Here is a 17,215-nt window from a genome sequence, read left to right as displayed (position 1 = left end):
TTGTACGAAAAATGGCCGGACGTGCCGGCCGAAGGCCGCGCAGTATACCGCAAAGGAAGCAATAAACAGCCCCCGAAACGACCATCCGTCAAATCAGCGAAAGGCCCGGTTTTATTGACTTGAAGGTCAGCGCCGAGGCATTACCCGATCCCCTGTGGGAGCTGGCTTGCCAGCGATGGCGTCAGACCGACAACAGATCAGGTGACTGACCCGCCGCTATCGCTGGCAAGCCAGCTCCCACAGGGGTTTTCGATGCACTCAGGTGCTTTGCGCAGCGCCGCCTTCGAGCTTGCGCCACAGCAATCGCACATTGGCCTTGCGCACCAGTGCGCAGCGATACAGGCGAATCTCCAGCGGCACATGCCATTGCGGGCCGCCGCAGACCACCAGTTCGCCGCGAGCCAGTTCGGCGCGCACGCTCAGTTGTGGCACCCAGGCAATGCCGAGGCCTTCCAGCGCCATGCTTTTCAGGCTGTCGGCCATCGCGGTTTCGTAGATCGTGGTGAAGCGCAACTGGCGCTGGCGCAGCAGGCCGTTCACCGAGCGCCCGAGAAACGCCCCGGCGCTGTAGGCCAGCAGCGGCACACTTGCCTCGCCCTCCAGATCGAACAACGGCTTGCCCTCGGCATCCGCCGCGCATACCGGGAGCATTTCGGTCTGGCCCAGATGCAGCGACGGGAAGATTTCCGGGTCCATCTGCATCGCCGAATCCGGGTCATAGAACGCCAGCATCAGATCGCAACCGCCCTCGCGCAAGGCGTGCACCGCGTCGCCGACGTTGGTCGCCACCAGCCGCGTGGCGATGTTCAAACCTTCGTTGCGCAACTGCGCGATCCAGCGCGGAAAGAACCCCAACGCCAGCGAGTGTGCCGCCGCGACTTGAATGACTTCACCCTGCCCGCCTTCCAGATGATGCAGATGGCGCAGCACTTCACCGAGCTGTTCGACCACGGTGCGTGCGGTCACCAGAAACAGCTGCCCCGCCGCCGTCAGCTCGACCGGCGTACGCGAGCGATTAACCAGCGTCAGACCGAGCGCAGCTTCAAGGCTGCGGATCCGCCGACTGAACGCCGGCTGGGTCACGAAACGCCGTTCGGCCGCCTGCGAGAAGCTGCGGGTGGCGGCCAGAGCACTGAAGTCCTCGAGCCATTTGCTTTCCAGATTCATCACGCCCTCCCGGACACGCACCAAAACAGGTCACACGTCTGCCGCACAAGCGGCGTCACATCGACATTATGCCGAATGTGCATAGGCCAGTGCTTAACAGCATTGGCCCAAAAATCCCCACAAGCCTAGCATTCGCAGCGTTCCGGCACAGACCGGGTCCTTATCGAGATGATTTCCATCATGTCCTCCGCTGCATCTTTCCGCACAGAAACCGACCTGCTTGGCGCCCTCGAAGTACCGGCGCAAGCGTATTACGGCATCCAGACCCTGCGAGCGGTGAATAACTTCCGTCTCTCCGGCGTTCCGATTTCGCATTACCCGAAACTGGTTGTGGGCCTGGCGATGGTCAAACAGGCCGCCGCTGACGCCAACCGCGAGTTGGGTCACCTGAGCGAAGCCAAGCACGCTGCCATCAGCGAAGCCTGCGCCCGATTGATCCGCGGAGATTTCCACGAAGAGTTCGTGGTCGACATGATTCAAGGTGGTGCCGGTACGTCCACCAACATGAACGCCAACGAAGTGATCGCCAACATTGCGCTCGAAGCGATGGGTCACCAGAAAGGCGAATACCAGTATCTGCACCCGAACGACGACGTGAACATGGCGCAGTCGACCAACGACGCCTACCCGACGGCCATTCGCCTGGGTCTGCTGCTCGGTCACGACACTCTGCTGGCCAGCCTCGACAGCTTGATCCAGGCCTTCGCGGCCAAGGGCAAAGAGTTCGATCACGTCCTGAAAATGGGCCGTACTCAACTGCAAGACGCCGTGCCGATGACCCTCGGCCAGGAATTCCGTGCCTTCGCCACCACCATGGGCGAAGACCTGGCCCGTCTGAAGACGCTGGCCCCGGAACTGCTCACCGAAGTGAACCTGGGCGGCACCGCAATCGGCACCGGCATCAACGCCGACCCGCGTTATCAAGCGCTGGCGGTACAGCGTCTGGCGCTGATCAGCGGTCAACCGCTGGTGCCGGCGGCCGACCTGATCGAAGCGACATCCGACATGGGCGCGTTCGTGCTGTTCTCCGGGATGCTCAAGCGCACCGCGGTCAAGCTGTCGAAGATCTGCAACGACCTGCGCCTGCTGTCCAGTGGCCCGCGCACCGGCATCAACGAAATCAACCTGCCGGCGCGTCAGCCAGGCAGCTCGATCATGCCTGGCAAGGTCAACCCGGTGATCCCGGAAGCGGTAAACCAGGTAGCGTTCCAGGTCATCGGTAACGATCTGGCGCTGACCATGGCAGCCGAAGGCGGCCAACTGCAACTGAACGTGATGGAGCCGCTGATCGCCTTCAAGATCTTCGACTCGATCCGCCTGCTGCAACGCGCCATGGACATGCTGCGCGAGCACTGCATCGTCGGCATCACCGCCAACGAAGCGCGTTGCCGCGAACTGGTCGAACACTCGATCGGTCTGGTCACCGCGCTGAACCCGTACATCGGCTACAAGAACGCCACGCGCATCGCCGGCCTCGCCCTCGAAAGCGGACGCGGCGTGCTGGAACTGGTACGCGAAGAAGGCCTGCTCGACGAAGCCATGCTCGCCGACATCCTGCGTCCGGAAAACATGATTGCCCCGCGTCTGGTTCCGCTCAAAGCCTGAACCGACACGTAATTTGTAGCACCGCTCACCAGGTCGAGGGACTAGACACCTCTCACCTTTTGAGGGCTTGGGGACCTGGTCCCCGAGCCCTTTTTTTTAACTGTTTGAAGGACAAACGTCTTCTGTAGGAGTGAGCCTGCTCGCGATGAACGATGACGCGGTGTGTCATTAGAACCGCAGCGCCTGCATCGCGAACAGGCTCACTCCTACAAAAGCCCGGCGCCGGTTACGCCGGGTGTTTCAACGCTTCGTTTCGTCGCTTGCACCACAACCGTGCAGACGGGCGCGCCACTGATCGGTATAGTGCCGCCCCTCTTCGCGTGAGCGGTCGTCGGTAACGAGGCCATAACCCATGCGAAACCCGAACTAATAACAAAACCCGCGATATGGATCCGGGACGAAACCTTCGCCTCACCCGTTGTGCCGTGCGCACAGCGGTGTAACACGATGTTTCTCCGATCCAGCATTTGCTCTCACAAAAAACAGCGAGGAAAAATCCATGCTCGAAGTCATCAACGACTTCCTCTCAGGGAAAGTACTGATCGTGCTCATTGTCGGGCTCGGTAGCTACTTCACGATTCGCTCGCGTTTCGTTCAACTGCGCCACTTCTTCCACATGTTCGCGGTGTTTCGCGACAGCCTGAAAAGCAGCGCCGGGCAGCTCAGTTCCTTCCAGGCATTGATGCTCAGCCTCGCCGGTCGTGTCGGCGCCGGCAACATCGCTGGTGTCGGCATCGCCGTGACCCTCGGTGGTCCGGGTGCGGTGTTCTGGATGTGGGTGACTGCGCTGGTCGGCATGTCCAGCAGTTTCTTCGAATGCTCGCTCGGTCAGCTGTACAAGCGCACCGATTCGGACGGCACCTACCGTGGCGGCCCGTCCTACTACATTCAGCATGGTTTGCAGAAGCGCTGGCTGGGCATGGTCATGGCATTCCTGTTGCTGGTGACCTTCGGTTTCGCCTTCAACGGTTTGCAGGCCCACGCCGTGACGCACTCGCTGAATAACGCCTTCGGCCTCGACACAACCTACACAGGTCTGGGTCTGGCGGTGCTGCTGGGCCTGGTGTTCATCGGCGGGATCAAGCGCATCGCCAAGGTCGCTGACCTGCTGGTTCCGGTAAAAACCCTGATCTACATTGGCGTGACCATTTACGTGATCGTGCTGCAATTCGATCAGGTGCCGGCCATGCTGATGACCATCGTCAAGAGCGCCTTCGGTCTCGACCAGGCCTTTGGCGGTCTGATCGGCAGCGCTATCGTCATGGGCGTCAAGCGCGGTGTGTTCGCCAACGAAGCGGGTCTGGGCAGTGCGCCGAACGTGGCCGCGGTGGCCTCGGTCGAGCACCCGGTGGCACAAGGCGTGGTGCAGGCGTTCAGCGTGTTCCTCGATACCTTCGTGATCTGTACTTGCACCGCGTTGCTGATCCTGCTTTCGGGTTTCTACACGCCGGGCTTCGAAGGTGACGGCATCGCTCTGACCCAGAACTCGCTGGCTGCGGTGGTGGGTGACTGGGGCCGGATGTTCATCTCGGTAGCGCTGGCGCTGTTCGTGTTCACTTCGATCCTCTACAACTACTACCTGGGCGAAAGCAATCTGCGCTTCCTGATCGGTGAAAACCGCAAGGCGCTGATCGGCTACCGCGCACTGGTTCTGGCGTTGATCTTCTGGGGCGCCATCGAAAACCTCAGCACGGTGTTCGCTTTTGCTGACATCACGATGACCCTGCTGGCGTTCGTCAATCTGATCGCGCTGTTCCTGCTGTTCAAGATCGGCATGCGCATCCTGCGTGACTACGACGATCAGCGCGCAGCAGGCATCAAGACTCCGGTGTTCGATTCGAGCAAATTCCCGGACCTCGATCTGGACCGCAAAGCCTGGCCGGCCAACCCGCCGGCAGCTGCGGGCAAGACCGAAGCCGAGCCGCAAGGCGTACCTGCAGCGCAACGCTGACCGGTGAATGACGGGCGCATCCCCTGCGCCCGTCAGTTATTGTGGTGCAATAACCTGTAGGAGCGAGCCTGCTCGCGAATGCTATCCGTCAGTTGATACAAGGCTGACTGACACACCGCTTTCGCGAGCAGGCTCGCTCCCACAGGGCCCTCATCGTTTCGGAGAATCCCATGAATTCGTCGACTTACCCCGCCGCCCAACACGTCATGGTGCTCTACACCGGTGGCACCATCGGCATGCAGGCCAGCGCCAACGGTCTGGCCCCGGCGTCCGGTTTCGAAGCGCGCATGCGTGACTACCTGCACAGCCAGCCGGAGCTGGTCGTGCCGCAGTGGCGCTTTCGCGAGATGTCGCCGCTGATCGACAGCGCCAACATGACCCCAGCCTATTGGCAGCAACTGCGCGAAGCGGTGGTCGATGCCGTCGATGTGCAAGGCTGCGACAGTGTGCTGATCCTGCACGGCACTGACACATTGGCTTACAGCGCAGCGGCGATGAGCTTTCAACTGCTCGGCCTGAACGCCCGCGTGTGCTTCACCGGCTCGATGCTGCCCGCCGGCGTCACCGACAGCGATGCCTGGGAAAACCTCAGTGGCGCACTGGTCGCGCTCGGCCAGGGCCTGGCGCCCGGTGTGCATTTGTACTTCCACGGCGAACTGCTGGTGCCGACCCGTTGCGCGAAGGTGCGCAGCTTCGGCCGTCATCCGTTCAAGCGTCTGGAGCGTCAGGGCGGCGGCGTAAAGGCTGCGTCGATTCCAGCCGCGCTGAATTACAACCAGCCAAAACAACTGGCCAAGGTTGCCGTGCTGCCGTTGTTTCCGGGCATCAGCGCCGCGATCCTCGACGGTTTGCTCGACAGCGGCATTCAAGGACTGGTGCTGGAGTGCTACGGCAGCGGCACCGGGCCGAGCGATAACCCTGAGTTTCTCGCCAGCCTTGGTCGGGCACGGGATAACGGTGTGGTGGTGGTAGCGGTCACGCAATGCCATGAAGGTGGCGTCGAGCTGGATGTGTATGAGGCTGGAAGTCGTTTACGCGGTGCTGGTGTGCTGTCCGGTGGAGGCATGACTCGGGAAGCGGCGTTCGGCAAATTGCATGGACTGCTAGGTGCAGGGCTGGACATCGCACAAGTGCGCCAGCTAATGGTGTTGGATCTTTGCGGTGAGCTGACATCACCGCAGGACTAACCGGCACCGTATTTATACTGAAAAACGAGCCGCTCCTGACTAACCCGATAGCAGCGGCTCGTGCTAACTACTGGTCTTCCCAGATTTCAAAAATACCGGTGACTTTCTTAGGAATCCCGGGGTAAGTCGCAGGATTGAATTCAGCCTCAAACGATCCATAGTAACGTTGACTTATATGATCATAATTAACTGCCAACTTGCCATCCAGTTCCCAAGGTATGTACGCATTGTCGAGATTATAGGAAACCAGCGGAAACTCGCCATTTTTTAGCAGGACATTGTCGTTCCGCCGCTTCTCTCGCACACCGAACGTCGCAGAAATGACTTTGAAATCCTCAATTATATATAAAGACGAAGCAGGATATGTTCTCTCCACTCCATCTACCACGGCTTTCAATTCACCCATTACAGCCTCGACCCTTCTCGGCCGAGAGGCTTTATTCGGTTGCTTACTTTCCATAATCGCCTCGGTTATCTATTAACTGATCTAATCGAGTTTGCACATCCGGTGTGATTAAGGCCTCCAGCAGAAACGAGAGCCGCCAGCATTGAACCAAGCCGATCGAGCATAACGGTTAAATCTCATGCCGGAACGGAGCTTGATTAGTTAGTAATTTCAAAATCTCCCTCGGATAACGTCCAGCTCGAACCCGACACCGAGACAAGTGCTTGAAGAGTGCCTTCGTAACCGCCACCAGCCTTTGTAAGCACTTTGATCTTGCCACCCTCCCAGGAAATATTTTCACCATTAACGCGATATTTGACACTCATACTCGGATCGTCTTTGTCATATAAAAGCTCTTCAATAATTGATTAACAAAACTTCCAAGACCAAAACTAGACCCGAAAAAGCAACCGGTCAAGAAAAAACAAAACAACAAATACGCACTTTTCCAAAGCATCACAATTCAGACCAGCGGGCAATTTTCCGTCGAAAACCTGTCAACTATTACAGTGTCATTCACAAATAAAAAAGAATAACCTGAGGTGCACAACATGCTGTGCTGCTTATAACAAACCATTAACAGTTTCTTGCTCTTACTTGCACAAGCGGCGAACAGCTTGATTGAACCAACTAATCGGCACCCGCATGGCGGCACGCAACTTGCTGTGATTCCACGGTCTGGTTCCGGAAGATGCCCATGCTCCACTCCCACCTCACCACCCTCAACGCGGTCTCGTTGATCCTCAACACTTTCAAGGCCGAAGGCTTGTCGAGCGAGGCGTTGCTGGCCGGCAGCGGCATCACCGCGGCGGATTTACAGCGTGCCGACACGCGCATCACCACCAATCAGGAGATGCAGGTCTGCGCCAACGCGGTCGCGCTCAAGCGTGACATCGGCCTGGAACTGGGCCGGCGTATGCATGTTTCCTGCTATGGCATCCTCGGTTACGCCTTGCTCACTTGTGCCACCTTCGGTGACGCATTGCGCCTGGCGATTCGTTATCCGGCGCTGCTGGGAACACTTTTCGAGTTGAGCCTTGAAGATGACGGCGAGCGCATCTGGTTCGCCGCCGCCGATTACCGTGAAAGCCCGGCGATGGCCGTGTTCAACGCCGAATTTTGTCTGGTGTCGCTGAAAGTCATTTGCGATGACTTGCTTGGGCATCCATTGCCACTGCTCGCGACACGCTTCGAACATGCCGCGCCGGACTACCGCGACAGCTACGCCGAGCATTTCGATGCGCCGCTGCACTTCGGTGCCGGGGACAATGCGTTCGCCTTCGAACGCCAGTGGCTGAATCAACCATTGCCGCTGGCCGACAGCATCACCCATCAAGCCATGGCTGAGCGCTGCCGCAAGCAGAACCTGGAGTTCACCGGACGCCAGGCCTGGCTCGGGCGGATTCGTCAGTTGCTCAGCGCGCAATTGAATGCCGCGCCGGGGCTGGACGGTCTGGCGCAGCAGATGAAGTGCTCGCCGCGCACCTTGCGCCGGCATCTCAAGGACATGGGCAGCAGCTATCAGGAACTGCTCGATGAACTGCGCTTCGAGCGGGCCAAGCAGATGTTGTGTGAGGATCAGTTGCCGATCTATCGCATCGCCGAAACGCTGGGTTTCAGCGAAACCGCGAGTTTCCGCCATGCCTTTGTGCGCTGGAGTGGCGTGGCGCCGAGTCAGTTTCGCCCGCACTGAGTACTCATGTAGGGTGGATTCAAATCGAAGGGGCGAATTGCGGACAGCATTTTTGGCCAGATCCATCCCCTTTTGGCCGCTCCGGCCATTCTCCGATTCACCACGCGCCGCAACACTGAAGGCCACCGAACCAGTCTTGCGGAGAACAACAAATGCTGACGATCTACTCGGACGATCACCACCTGCACCACGGCCGCTGCGAGCTCATCGATGGCCAGCTCAAACCTTGCTTCGAGATGCCTTCACGCGCCGACCACGTTTTGCAGCGAGTGAAAAGCCAGAACCTCGGCGCGGTCGAAGCGCCGCAGGATTTCGGTCTGGAACCGATCGCGCGCATCCACGACCGCGGCTATCTGGATTTCTTCAAGGGTGCCTGGGCGCGCTGGACCGAGTTCAACACCGACGGCGATTTGCTGCCGTATACCTGGCCGGCGCGCACGCTGCGCGCAATAAAGCCGACCAGCCTGCATGGCCAGCTGGGTTATTACAGCTTCGATGGCGGCGCACCAATCACTGCCGGCACCTGGCAAGCGGCATACAGTGCGGCGCAAGTGGCCCTGACCGCGCAAGCAGAAATCCAGCGTGGCGCACGCGCGGCCTTCGCGTTGTGCCGCCCACCGGGACACCACGCCGCCAGCGATCTGATGGGCGGATATTGCTACCTCAACAACGCCGCCATCGCCGCGCAGGCGTTCCTCGATCAGGGTCACCAGAAAGTCGCGATCCTCGACGTCGATTACCATCACGGCAACGGCACGCAGTCGATTTTCTATCAACGCAGCGACGTGCTGTTCACGTCGATCCACGGCCACCCGGAAGCGGAGTTTCCATTCTTCCTCGGCTATGACGACGAACGCGGCGAAGGCGCCGGTGAAGGTTTCAACTTCAACTATCCATTGCCGGCCGGTTCCGGCTGGGATGTCTGGAGCGCCGCGCTGGATCGGGCCTGCGACGAGATTGATCGCTATGGCGCGGACATCATCGTCGTCTCCCTCGGCGTCGACACCTTCAAGGACGACCCGATCTCGCAGTTCAAACTCGACAGCCCGGATTACCTGGCGATGGGCAAACGCATCGCCGCCCTCGGCAAGCCGACCCTGTTCGTCATGGAAGGTGGCTATGCCGTGGAAGAAATCGGTATCAACGCGGTGAACGTGCTGGAAGGTTTCGAGCAATAAATCCCATCGTCTTCAAGCAATAAATGACCCGCCGACGCGGGTCTTTTTTGCCCCTCGCGTTGTTTTCTAAGCCCGCCATGCCTGTCGCAAGCGAATCAGCGCCGCTTTGATTGCAGTTTCCGGCACGGCGGCGAATCCCAGCACCAGCCCGGCGCGCTGATCCGCCGGGGTGCTGGAGTCCGGTAGCCAATAACTGCTCAAGGCATTGATCTCTACCTCGACGCAGGCGGCTTGTTCGACCAATTGTCGCTCGCGCTCGAGGCCATCGACAGCCACCGTCAAATGCAGGCCGGCGGAGACGGCGGGCAATTCGCCCACGCCTTCAATCTCACGCGGCCAGCCGTCGAGCAGCGTATTGCGGCGGCTCAACGCGGCCCGGCGCATGCGCCGGATGTGCCGCTGGAAATGCCCGGCGGCCATGAACTCGGCCATCACCGCTTGGGTACTCACCTCGGAATGCCGGACGTCTACAGCCCGACGTTGCGAGAAGGCATCCACCAACGCCGGCGGCAGCACCAGATAACCGAGGCGCAAAGCCGGAAATGCCACCTTGCCGAACGTGCCGACGTACAGCACCCGGCCCTGACGATCGAGTGCCGCCAACGGTGCCAGCGGCGCACCGGTGTAACGGTACTCGCCGTCATAATCATCCTCGACGATCCAGGCCTGACTGCGCTCGGCCCAGGCCAACAGTTCGAGGCGCCGCGCCAGACTCATCACCACGCCAGTCGGGTATTGATGCGAAGGCGTCACGTAGGCCACGCGACAATCGCCGCTGGCCGCCAACGCAGAGCAGTCCATGCCCTCGGCGTCCACCGCAACGCCCTGCAAACGAGCGCCCGCCACGGCGAAGGCGTGACCGGCTGCGCGGTAACCCGGATTTTCGATCGCAACACTGTCGCCCGGCTCCACCAGCAACTGTGCACAAAGGCTAATACCCTGCTGTGCACCGCTGGTGATCACAATTTGTTCAGCCGAACACTGCATGCCGCGCGAGCTGCGCAAGTACGCAGCGATCATCGCGCGCAGACGCGGGTCACCCGAGGGATCGCCGTAGCACAACTGCTCCAGGTCGGGCTTGCGCCAGAAAGCCGCATTCAGCTTGGCCCACACGTCAAACGGGAATAGATCAAATGCCGGAACGCCGACCCGAAATGCCCGGGGCGGACCACTCGGCGGTCGCGGCAAATGATTGCTTTCGATGCGCGAAAAACTGCTACTGTGGATAACTTTACTGGATGAAACCACAGGCAAATCCAGCCAATTTGTGGATAAGGCTGTGGGTAAGCCTGTTGAAAACCCTGTGGACAGTTTTGTGGATAGTTTTTTTGGCTGCACCGCTGCCGGCACTAATTGCGCGACATAAGTACCGTCCCCCACGCGCCCTTCAATAAACCCTTCGGCATAGAGCTGATCGTAAGCCCGCACTACGCTGTTGCGCGAAATCCCCAGCGCCGCCGCCAGATCACGACTGGCCGGCAACCGCGTGCCACTTGCCAGGCGCCCATCCAGAACCCGCAGACGCAGTGCTTGATAAAGCTGACGGCTCAAACCCTGCCGGCGATCGAGTTCGATACCGGCCGGATTGAACGGCATGGACAACGGCGCGGAATCAGGCATGACAATGGACCTATGAAATTGGTCAGCAATGGCTCTTACAACAGACCAATAGCCTGCCTAGGATGCAGGCATTCGCCAAGGAAATTCTGTCCATGTACACACCTCGCGCTTTTGCCATCGAAGATCTGTCTCAATTGCACGAATTGATCCTCGCCACCCGCCTCGCCATTCTCGTCAGCCATGGCGAAAACGGCCTGCAGGCCAGCCATGTGCCGGTGCTGCTGCATCGTGAACAAGGCGAATACGGCACGCTGTACGGGCATCTGGCCAAGGCCAACCCGCAGTGGAAAGACTTGCGCGACGGTGCCGAAGCCATGTTGATCTTTGCCGGCGCCGACGCCTACGTCAGCCCGGGCTTCTACCCGAGCAAGGCCGAGCACGGCAAAGTCGTGCCGACCTGGAATTACATCGCCGTGCACGCCTATGGGCATGCCGAGACCTTCAGCGATGGCGGGCGCCTGCTCGACATCGTCAGCACCCTCACCGACCGCCACGAAGCCGGACGGGCGCAACCCTGGGCCGTCGCCGACGCACCTGCCGATTACATCGACGGCATGCTCAAGGCCATCGTCGGTTTCGCCATTCCGATCGAGCGTCTCGAGGGCAAACGCAAGCTCAGCCAGAACCGCAGTGCCGAAGACATTGCCGGGGTGCGCGACGGCCTCGCCGCCAGCCCCGACGTCAACGATCAAACCCTCGCCCGCCTGATGCGTTAAGGAAGTCAGCATGAGTCAGATCGACATTCGCCCGGTCAGCGCCGCCGACCATGCCGCGTGGCTGCCGCTGTGGCAGACCTACCTGCGGTTCTACAACACCGAACTGCCGGACACCGTGACGCAAAGCACCTGGCAGCGCTTTCTCGATCCGAACGAACCCACCCATGCCGCGTTGGCCTGGGCCGACGGCAATGCGGTAGGCATGGTGCATTACATCTATCACCGTTCGAACTGGAGCATCGAAAACTCCTGCTACCTGCAGGACTTGCTGGTAGTGCCCGAGACCCGCGGCAGCGGCGTTGGTCGCCTGCTGATCGAACACGTCTACGCCACCGCCAAGGCCGACGGCTGTGGCAAAGTCCATTGGTTGACCCACGAAACCAACGCCACCGCGATCCAGCTCTACGAACGGATCGCCGAACGTCCGGGCTTCATCCAGTTTCGCAAAGCCCTTTAGGAGATGAACCCATGACCGCTTCACTCGCTGACTGGAAAGGCGTCCCCGCCCCCACCGCCACCTTGCTCGAAGGCCGTTTCATCCGCCTGGAAAAACTGGACCCGGCGCGGCATGCCGATCAGCTTTACGCCGCCCTTGAAGGGCCCGGTGCCGACCCGAAACTCTGGGACTATTTGCCGTACGGTCCGTTCTCCGAGCGCAGTGCATTCAATGACTGGCTGAATAATCACGCGGCCAACAGCGACCCGTATTTTTTCAGCGTTGTCGATCGGGCAACCGGTCAGGTGCAGGGCATTCTCAGCCTGATGTCGATTGTTCCGGCGCAGGGCCGTATCGAAATCGGTCACGTCACGTTCGGTGCGCCGATGCAGCGCTCGCCGAAAAGCACCGAGGCGGTTTTTCTGCTGGGCCAATACGCCTTTGAGCTTGGTTATCGTCGTCTCGAATGGAAATGCAACAACGGCAACGCCCGCTCCAAATACGCGGCCGAGCGTTTGGGGTTCAGCTTCGAAGGGGTGTTCCGCCAGCACATGGTGGTCAAAGGCCAGAACCGCGATACCGCCTGGTATTCGATTCTGGATTCGGAGTGGCCGGCGATCGGCGCAGGTTTTGAACGCTGGTTGAGCGATGACAATCAGACGCCGACCGGTCAGGTCAAAGGTCTGGCCGAGTGCCGAACCTAGTCTTCACAGGCGCCTCTGTGGGAGCGAGCAGGCTCGCTCCTACCATTGGCCGGGTATGGCTCAACGACGCAGTTGCTGCGCCAGTACCGCAATGTGTTCCGGGCCGATGCCACAGCAACCGCCCAAATGGCTGGCGCCGCGCTGTCGCCAATCCTTCGCCCACTGCAGATAACCCGGCGGGTCGAGGTCTTCACGCAACGGATCGAGGCCGTCGTTGGCCGTCGCTTCCTTGGGCTGTGGCGGAAACGCATTGGCGTAAGCGCCGATATGGATGCTCACACCGAGACGCTCGAAGGTCGCGCGCGCCGCATCAATCGCTGCGCCGATGACTTCCGGCTGGCTGCAATTGAACAGCAGCGTCTCCACGCCTAGCTCAGCCGCCACCGCCGCTGCTTCAGCAACCGGCTCACCGGAACGCAGGCGCGGCACCTCGTCAGTGTCTTCGTCTTTCAAAGTGAATGACAGCCAGAACGCTTTGCCGTCCTTCGGCAATCCGGCGTGAATGGCCCGCGCCTCGACGGTCGAACTCTGGGTTTCCGCCAGCCACAGATCCACATGCGGCGCCAGGCCCTGAACCAATGGCGTCAGCAATTCGCTGACGCGCGAGGCCTCGAACAGATCCGGGCGATAGGAGCCAAACAGCGGTGGCAATGAACCCGCCACGCGCACGGATTGGCCCGAGGCGTGTACCGCGCGTTGCGCCAGCTCGCCGGCCAATGCCGCCAGCGCCTGGCCTTCAGCGGCGAAGCGTGCTTCGCCGATATGGAACGGCACCACGGCGTAACTGTTGGTGGTGATCACGTTGGCGCCGCTCGCGATATACGCCGCATGCACCGCTTCGACCGCTTGCGGTGCTTCGCTCAACGCCAGCGCCGACCACTCAGGCTGACGAAATGGCGCCCCGGCGCGCTGCAGCTCACGGCCCATGCCGCCATCGAGAATTACTGTGCTTGCTGCGCCCATATGCTTTTCACTCATATGCTTATGAAAAAAACTCACTACCAGAGTCTTTGTTATAACTATTTAATGCTCACCATTCGGTTAATGACAACCTCTTTTTTTGCTCAGGGATCGCCCGTGAAACTGCAACCATTACTGGCTCTGGGCCTGACCCTGCTCGCCGCTTCGACACAGGTTTTTGCCGGCGCCACCCTGGATCGCGTCGAACAGAACAAAGAACTGGTCGGTGTGCTGATGGAAAGCTATCCACCGTTCTCGTTCCTCAATGAGCAGAACCAGCTCGACGGCTTCGACGTCGATGTCGCCAAAGCAGTAGCCGACAAACTGGGCGTCAAACTGCGCCTTGAGACGCCATCCTGGGACGTTATCGCTGCCGGGCGCTGGAGCGGGCGTTACGACATCTGCATCTGCTCGATGACACCGAGCAAGGCCCGCGCCGAAGTCTTCGATTTCCCGGTCGAGTACTACGCCTCTCCGGCGGTGATCGTGGTCAACGCCAAGGATGATCGCATTCACGGCGCCAAGGACCTGAGCGGCAAGAAAGTCGGCCTGACCAGCGCTTCCAGTTATGAAAGCTACCTGAACAAGAACCTGGTCATCGAAGGCGCCGAAGATACGCAACTGCAGTATCCGTTCGAGGATGTGCAGATCGCCCCCTACGACACTGATAACGTCGCGTTTCAGGACCTGGGACTTGGCGCCGGCGTGCGCCTTGATGCAATCCTCACCAACCTGGTCACTGCGCAGCCACGCCTGAATCAGGACAAACGCTTCAAACTGGCCGGCGCGGCGCTGTACTCCGAGCCGAATTCGGTGGCCATCGAAAAGGGCGATGCGCAGTGGGACGCGAAAGTCCGTGAGGTGTTCGCGCAGCTCAAGCAGGACGGCACCCTGAGCCAGTTGTCGCAAAAATGGATCGGCGCCGATATCAGTCAATGACTTCTTTCCCGACACCGCCACAGCCACCACAACCGGTGGCTGAAACACGCCTGCAGCGCCTGTTCGGTTTTCGCACACGGCTGTACCTGACCTGGGCCGCGCTGTTCTGCCTGTTCGGCGGATTCTTTCTGAGCTTCGATCTGAAGTTCTCGATCATCCTCGACAAGCTGCCCAACCTGATCGGCCTGCACCTGGCGCCCAACGGCTTTCTGCAAGGCGCGGCGCTGACGCTGTTTCTGTGTTTGTGCTCGATTGTCGCTTCGTCGCTGCTGGGCTTCGTCACGGCACTGGCGCGTCTGTCGAGCAGCGCCGTGGCGTTCGGTATCGCCAGTTTCTACACCTCGTTCTTTCGTGGCACACCACTGCTGATCCAGATCCTGCTGATCTACCTCGGCCTGCCGCAACTGGGCCTCGTCCCCGGTGCAATCGTCGCGGGTATCATCGCCCTGTCGCTGAACTATGGCGCCTACCTCAGCGAGATCTTTCGCGCCGGCATCCTCGGCGTCGACCACGGCCAACGCGAAGCCTCGCTGGCACTGGGCATGCGTGAAGCGGTGATCTTCTGGCGCATCACCCTGCCCCAGGCCATGCGCACCATCATCCCGCCGACCACCAATCAGTTCATTTCGATGCTCAAGGACTCGTCGCTGATTTCGGTGATGGGCGTCTGGGAAGTGATGTTCCTCGCCCAATCGTACGGCCGCTCAAGCTATCGCTACATCGAAATGCTCACCACCGCGGCGATCATCTACTGGCTGATGTCGATCGGGCTGGAATTGATCCAGGCGAAGATGGAGCGGCATTACGGCAAGGCGTACGTGCGGCGTAGTTGAAACAGCGAGGCCCCGCTCTGCGTACGGGGGTCAGCTGTTGTCCTGGCGAATCCGCACCACCCCCATCTTCATGCCAAACGGACGAAACACGGCATTCAACGATTTGAGTGTCTGATTGCCTTCGCCATGCTCGATATGCACCAGCGTCCGCACCGAGATCTTGCACATCCGCGCGAACTGGGTCTGATGCAAACCGGTCACTTCCACCCGTAGTCGACGCACGGCTTCGCCGATGTCCAGCGTGCCTTGGGCCAGGGCTTGCTGGATGCTTTCGATGAGCGCCGTGCGCTCAGCCACAGACAGGCTCATTTCAATCCCCAATCATTCAAGCGTTGCGGCAGATTTTTCAGGTGGACGCCGGGATGGTTCATTGTTCTGGCTGGCAGACCGCTGTCAGCCAGAATATCCGGCAGCGCCGACAGGCGTTGAGCCTCTTGGCGCAAGCGCTCAAACAGCATTGACTCGTCACTCACTGCCGACGGGTCGCCTGGCTCGGCAATATCCACCAGTGCGCGGCACACGCCTCGCCAATCGATGTCTCCCGCCCGCTCCAGCTCTCTTGGCCATTTGGTGGTACGGGTCACGCCTTCATCGTCCATGACCATCGGCGCCAGGTCATAAATCGGCGCCAGGCGAAAGGCGTTTGCCTCGCGAATGATTGCGGTATTGCGACCATGGTTATCCGAGTTACCGAGGATCTTGTTGATCAGGTCCCGACGCAAATAATCCACGACAAGGTCAGGGATCTGGCTGGCTTGCCCCGCCGTGCGCCAGAGCCCGGCAAGCAGGCGGATAACCTCCTGATGATTCATCGCACTGCCGGGTGTCGTCACCTGAGCCAGCGAGTAAATCGATTCGACAGCAAAACGGCTGACCTCGCCGTCCTCGACACTACGGTCGAAGCGGTGCATCCACAAACTCGGTTTGTTCGCCTCCTCCAGTGCCAGACCTTTCTCCGCGATCGTGTCGATGCCCAGCGTCTGCAGCGCCTTGTAGTAATGGAATTCGCTACGCAGGATGTCCTGATCGGTCAGCCCACCTCGGTTGCGGGCAAACTTCACGAACCAATGCTGTGTGACGTCCTCATCACTCAATACCGCGTCGGGGTACAACAGACCCGCGTGATTTTCGACCAGCAATAATTTCGGCGCTTCTCCACCTGCCCCGGTAGCACCACCGATTGCCGCGCCCAATTCGTAGGCATACTCAAGAAAACGCTGGTCACGGTGAATGACGTCTTCACGCTTGAAGCCGATAGGCTTGCGTTCATCCACGGCCGCAGCAGACTCCTTGATGCGCATGTTGCCGATGGGTGCCGGGGTGCTGCGCCCGAGCAGATACAGATCGGCGCTGATATCCGCCGGTTTTTCCTGCCCCAGACGTGCAAGCAGGAACCGCTTGGCTGCGCCTGCGGGGGCAATGTCGTGGACAAATGCCGGCGTCTCGGAGCGCCGACCGTTCCAGTCCAGCGGATACAGAGCACTCACCGCGCTGGAGAAAGGCGAGCCTATGGCGTCGATGTTTTCTGCGAGGTAGTCCGTCTCATAGCCGAAGCTGCAGCGACTCGCGAAGCCCTTTTCAGGATCATCGAAGCTCAGAACCATCGCGTCGTGCCAGATACCGGCTGTGAAAATCTGTAATGTCAGGTTGTACATGGTTTCGCCTGTCTGCATTTAAATGCATTTACTTCAGCGTTTTTTTGGCTGTGAACGCAATATAGTGCATTTCAGAAGCAATTGGGGACGCAGAAACTGCAACAAAATGCAGATCATGACGTCGCC

General features: G+C 59.8%; 17 protein-coding genes. 10 read left to right on the top strand and 7 right to left on the bottom strand.

The genetic code is table 11. The features are described from left to right. Positions 1 to 258 precede the first annotated feature (258 nt). On the bottom strand, positions 259 to 1,167 hold the full coding sequence (locus M0746_RS26040; protein WP_258451135.1) for a LysR substrate-binding domain-containing protein: 909 nt from the start codon (positions 1,165 to 1,167) through the stop codon (positions 259 to 261). Positions 1,168 to 1,347: 180 nt separating this feature from the next. Here M0746_RS26040 and aspA point away from each other — a divergent pair, with 180 nt between their 5' ends. The 3 genes from aspA to M0746_RS26025 all read left to right on the top strand — a co-directional run bounded on the left by aspA (position 1,348) and on the right by M0746_RS26025 (position 5,910). Beyond that, the gene (aspA, locus tag M0746_RS26035) at positions 1,348 to 2,772 is read left to right on the top strand and encodes an aspartate ammonia-lyase (protein ID WP_208939206.1); all 1,425 of its coding nucleotides are present in this window, start codon (positions 1,348 to 1,350) and stop codon (positions 2,770 to 2,772) included. 499 nt (positions 2,773 to 3,271) lie between these two features. Continuing rightward, positions 3,272 to 4,723, top strand: coding sequence for an alanine/glycine:cation symporter family protein (locus tag M0746_RS26030; protein ID WP_258451134.1), 1,452 nt, complete (start codon positions 3,272 to 3,274; stop codon positions 4,721 to 4,723). Positions 4,724 to 4,893: 170 nt separating this feature from the next. Beyond that, the gene (locus M0746_RS26025; RefSeq protein ID WP_258451133.1) at positions 4,894 to 5,910 is read left to right on the top strand and encodes an asparaginase; all 1,017 of its coding nucleotides are present in this window, start codon (positions 4,894 to 4,896) and stop codon (positions 5,908 to 5,910) included. A gap of 67 nt (positions 5,911 to 5,977) precedes the next feature. Here M0746_RS26025 and M0746_RS26020 read toward each other — a convergent pair whose 3' ends face one another. Next, a complete protein-coding gene (locus M0746_RS26020) occupies positions 5,978 to 6,316 on the bottom strand; it encodes a hypothetical protein (RefSeq protein WP_258451132.1) in 339 nt (112 codons plus the stop codon). Between the two features lie 197 nt (positions 6,317 to 6,513). Then, positions 6,514 to 6,681 carry a hypothetical protein gene (locus M0746_RS26015; RefSeq protein ID WP_258451131.1) on the bottom strand — a complete coding sequence of 56 codons (168 nt, stop codon included), beginning with the start codon at positions 6,679 to 6,681 and terminating at the stop codon, positions 6,514 to 6,516. 371 nt (positions 6,682 to 7,052) lie between these two features. Here M0746_RS26015 and M0746_RS26010 point away from each other — a divergent pair, with 371 nt between their 5' ends. Both M0746_RS26010 and M0746_RS26005 read left to right on the top strand, forming a co-directional pair. After that, entirely contained in the window at positions 7,053 to 8,048 is a 996-nt protein-coding gene (locus M0746_RS26010; protein ID WP_258451130.1) for an AraC family transcriptional regulator, read from the top strand. Positions 8,049 to 8,200: 152 nt separating this feature from the next. Continuing rightward, positions 8,201 to 9,226, top strand: a complete 1,026-nt coding sequence (locus M0746_RS26005; RefSeq protein ID WP_258451129.1) for a histone deacetylase family protein — start codon at positions 8,201 to 8,203, stop codon at positions 9,224 to 9,226. A 66-nt stretch (positions 9,227 to 9,292) separates the two neighbouring features. On the opposite strand, the gene pdxR is transcribed toward M0746_RS26005, so the two are convergent. Beyond that, the gene (pdxR, locus tag M0746_RS26000) at positions 9,293 to 10,846 is read right to left on the bottom strand and encodes a MocR-like pyridoxine biosynthesis transcription factor PdxR (RefSeq protein WP_258451128.1); all 1,554 of its coding nucleotides are present in this window, start codon (positions 10,844 to 10,846) and stop codon (positions 9,293 to 9,295) included. Positions 10,847 to 10,938: 92 nt separating this feature from the next. On the opposite strand from pdxR, the gene M0746_RS25995 reads away from it, so the two are divergent. From M0746_RS25995 to M0746_RS25985, 3 genes are read left to right on the top strand one after another with little or no spacing between them, the layout of a single operon-like run. Then, complete coding sequence (locus M0746_RS25995) at positions 10,939 to 11,562, top strand: FMN-binding negative transcriptional regulator (protein WP_258451127.1); 624 nt, start codon at positions 10,939 to 10,941, stop codon at positions 11,560 to 11,562. Between the two features lie 10 nt (positions 11,563 to 11,572). Beyond that, positions 11,573 to 12,019 (top strand): GNAT family N-acetyltransferase, encoded by a 447-nt coding sequence (locus tag M0746_RS25990; RefSeq protein WP_258451126.1) that lies wholly within the window; start codon positions 11,573 to 11,575, stop codon positions 12,017 to 12,019. Between the two features lie 11 nt (positions 12,020 to 12,030). Next, positions 12,031 to 12,702 (top strand): GNAT family N-acetyltransferase, encoded by a 672-nt coding sequence (locus M0746_RS25985; RefSeq protein ID WP_258451125.1) that lies wholly within the window; start codon positions 12,031 to 12,033, stop codon positions 12,700 to 12,702. 60 nt (positions 12,703 to 12,762) lie between these two features. Here the strand turns inward: M0746_RS25985 and M0746_RS25980 are convergent, their stop codons facing one another. After that, entirely contained in the window at positions 12,763 to 13,665 is a 903-nt protein-coding gene (locus M0746_RS25980; protein WP_208939195.1) for a homocysteine S-methyltransferase family protein, read from the bottom strand. 114 nt (positions 13,666 to 13,779) lie between these two features. Between M0746_RS25980 and M0746_RS25975 the strand changes: the two genes are divergently transcribed. After that, positions 13,780 to 14,601, top strand: a complete 822-nt coding sequence (locus M0746_RS25975) for an ABC transporter substrate-binding protein (protein ID WP_258451124.1) — start codon at positions 13,780 to 13,782, stop codon at positions 14,599 to 14,601. Further along, positions 14,598 to 15,434, top strand: coding sequence for an amino acid ABC transporter permease (locus M0746_RS25970; protein WP_258451123.1), 837 nt, complete (start codon positions 14,598 to 14,600; stop codon positions 15,432 to 15,434). The genes M0746_RS25975 and M0746_RS25970 overlap by 4 nt, the downstream gene beginning before the upstream one ends. Positions 15,435 to 15,464: 30 nt before the next feature. Here the strand turns inward: M0746_RS25970 and M0746_RS25965 are convergent, their stop codons facing one another. After that, on the bottom strand, positions 15,465 to 15,743 hold the full coding sequence (locus tag M0746_RS25965) for a helix-turn-helix domain-containing protein (RefSeq protein WP_093096715.1): 279 nt from the start codon (positions 15,741 to 15,743) through the stop codon (positions 15,465 to 15,467). Beyond that, positions 15,740 to 17,089: a HipA domain-containing protein gene (locus M0746_RS25960; RefSeq protein ID WP_258451122.1), complete on the bottom strand. Its 1,350-nt coding sequence runs from the start codon at positions 17,087 to 17,089 to the stop codon at positions 15,740 to 15,742. Before M0746_RS25960 ends, M0746_RS25965 begins: the two co-directional genes overlap by 4 nt. Between the last annotated feature and the right edge of the window lie 126 nt (positions 17,090 to 17,215).

Origin of the sequence: Pseudomonas sp. S11P7 (assembly GCF_023195435.1) — a bacterium.
GTDB classification, from domain to species: domain Bacteria; phylum Pseudomonadota; class Gammaproteobacteria; order Pseudomonadales; family Pseudomonadaceae; genus Aquipseudomonas; species Aquipseudomonas fluorescens_G.
This window is presented reverse-complemented; position numbering and strand designations above follow the sequence as displayed.